The sequence below is a fragment of the Stenotrophomonas sp. STEN083 genome (assembly GCF_056759195.1).
The window spans coordinates 1-2,450 of sequence record NZ_JBRRCU010000112.1 but is presented as its reverse complement, the minus strand read 5'-3'; the positions used below and the strand labels follow the sequence as shown (position 1 = coordinate 2,450).

The following is a 2,450-nucleotide window of genomic DNA, read 5'->3' as shown; positions in this document are numbered from 1 at the left end:
GCGCACCGGCGATAGTGCGGGGCTGCTGGGCGGTGGTGTGGGCTGGCCCGGACCCGCCCCGCGCCTGCTCGGCCCCGCCACTACAGGTGACGCTTCAGCGCAGCCAACCGGCCAACTGCTCGCGTGACAGCTTGCCGCGGCGCGCTGTATCCAAGGCGTTGAATTCATCAGCCAAGGCCGGATTGGCCTGCGCTTCCTCGCGGCTGATGAAGCCATCGCCATCCACATCCATTGCGTCGAAATCGATGCGGTAATTGCCGATCACGCTGTCCGGCTGGATCGATCGCACGGTGACCTGGGCCTGATCGGTGGGCATCAGGATCTGCGTGGAGTGGGTGACCTTGCCAGTGGACAGCGATTGCTCGCGCACATGCACCGGCGCATCGTTCAACGGCATGCTGACCGCAGGCTCAGGGCGCGGCACGGTCTGGGCGCTGGCGGCAATGGGCATCAGGATGGCAAACGCCAGAGGCAGGGCGGTACGAAGCGCAGACATGGCACGACTCATCGGATGGAGAACGGAGCGATGCGCGGGGCGCATCGTCCCTCGATGGTAATTGGCCGTAGCTGAACGGGCGAGCCGTTCAGCCCGGAATGAACGGGAAGACCAGTTTCAGCAGGCCCTTCAAGCCACCTTCGGCGGTAGAGCTGATCGCCTTCGCGCCCAGGCTGTTGAGCGCGCGGCGCAGATCGACCCAGCGCAGTTGGCTGACATCCTTCTTCAGCAGATCGGCGACTTCTTCCGAGGCCGGGGCCAGCTTCTTCAAGGCATCCAGCGTGGCCTGCGGATCGGGCTGCAGGTAGTTCCAGCGTTCGGCGATGTTGAGCAAGGTGTCGAAGCGCACCGCCACCACTTCGCGGTTGCGCTCGTAGACCGGGATCGCACCGACATCAAGGATCGCCTGCTCGAAGCGCTGGGCATCGTCGGGGTGCTCGATGCGGATGGCGAGAAAACCTTCCTTGCGGCTGCGCTCGCTGACGTGTTTTGCGCCGGAGCGCAGATTGGCCTCGGTCAGCACCGCGGCGACGATGCGCTGCAGGGCGGCCTCACCTTCCTCCGGTACCAGTGCCCGCCAACGCGCATATCCATCACGGCGCAGGCCTTTGACCTTGGCTGGAGTAACCCGCAGCTGCAGGGCAACGGCGGCATTGGAGTCGCTGCGATTGATCGCGCCGTCGCGTTCGATCAACACGAAGATCAGCAGTTCCAGGTCGCGCTTGGTCAGCGACTGGAAACCCTGCATCAGGGTCAGGCGCAGAAACTCATTGCCGAAGCCGGCCGGGTCCTTCAGTTCGATGCTGTGCATTGCGGTTCCTCCCATGACCTACAGCATGCCTGATATGGATTGCAGCAGCTGAGACTGGCGCCCTCAGGGTTTGGCGGATGGTTGCAGACCGTATTCACGGCCGGGGCGATCCGCCTGGAAGGTTTCCACCGCGCCGCGGTCCTGCAGGGTCACGAAGACCTGGCGGCCATCGCTGCCGCCAAAGGCAATATTGCTGGGCTTGCGGCCCTTGAGCGGCACGTCACGCAGCAGCTTGCCATCGGGCGAGACCACCGCGATTACACCGGCATCGTAACGGGCGATGTAGAGATTGCCGTCGGCATCGCAGCGCATGCCATCCATACCATGGTCGTCGAAGCGGATCAGCAGGCGCTTGTTGCTGATGCTGCCGTCGGCGGCGCGGTCGTACATCCAGACATTGCGTTGCACGCTTTCGTTGACGTACAGGCGCTTGCCATCAGGGCTGACCTCGATGCCATTGGTGGTGCCCATGCCGGTTTCGAGCAGGTGCACACTGCCATCGCGGTCGATGCGCCACAGCTGGCCGTCATCGACCTTTGCCCAGTTGGGGTCGCTGGCATACAACGTGCCATCCGGAGCCAGGGCGATGTCGTTGGGCTGGTGCGCATCGGGCAGGTGGGCGAACATGCTGACGCTGGTGGAGCCCGGTGCCACGCGCAGGATGTTGTGACGCGGGTAGTCGGCGACATACATCGTGCCATCACTGCCGAAGCGGATGCCGTTGCCGATGCTGCCTTCGGGCAGGGTGAGGAACAGCGATGCCTCGCCGGTTTCATCGACGCGGCCGATGCTGCCGTCCTTGCCGAGGTTGACCACGTACAGCGCGCCATCCGGGCCGGTCGCCGGGCCTTCGATGCCGGTGGTGAAGGTGCCATCGCTGACGTGGTCGCGGACGATGAAGTTGTCGGCGGCCAAGGCAGTGCTGCTCAGGGTGATGAGCGCGAAGCTGGCGATGCGGGCAAGGTTGGTCTGGCGAGCGATGGCGGCGACTTCCGTGTTGGTGGAAGCGCGAGTGTGCCAGAGGCATGGGGTGGAGCGGGGTGTGGTTGCTTGGGCAACCATGGGAGCGAGGCATGTAGTGCCGAGCCATGCTCGGCAGGGGCTTTGCCGGTGGTGCCTCTGCCGAGCATTGCTCGGCACTAC

Annotated in this window: 3 protein-coding genes; all 3 read right to left on the bottom strand. The window is 64.6% G+C overall.

The genetic code is table 11. The features are described from left to right. Positions 1-94: 94 nt before the first annotated feature. The 3 genes from ACVOK8_RS19095 to ACVOK8_RS19085 all read right to left on the bottom strand — a co-directional run bounded on the left by ACVOK8_RS19095 (position 95) and on the right by ACVOK8_RS19085 (position 2,369). On the bottom strand, positions 95-496 hold the full coding sequence (locus tag ACVOK8_RS19095) for an EF-hand domain-containing protein (protein WP_481568191.1): 402 nt from the start codon (positions 494-496) through the stop codon (positions 95-97). 88 nt (positions 497-584) lie between these two features. After that, positions 585-1,307 (bottom strand): hypothetical protein, encoded by a 723-nt coding sequence (locus ACVOK8_RS19090; protein ID WP_481568190.1) that lies wholly within the window; start codon positions 1,305-1,307, stop codon positions 585-587. 63 nt (positions 1,308-1,370) lie between these two features. Next, entirely contained in the window at positions 1,371-2,369 is a 999-nt protein-coding gene (locus tag ACVOK8_RS19085) for an SMP-30/gluconolactonase/LRE family protein (RefSeq protein ID WP_481568189.1), read from the bottom strand. Between the last annotated feature and the right edge of the window lie 81 nt (positions 2,370-2,450).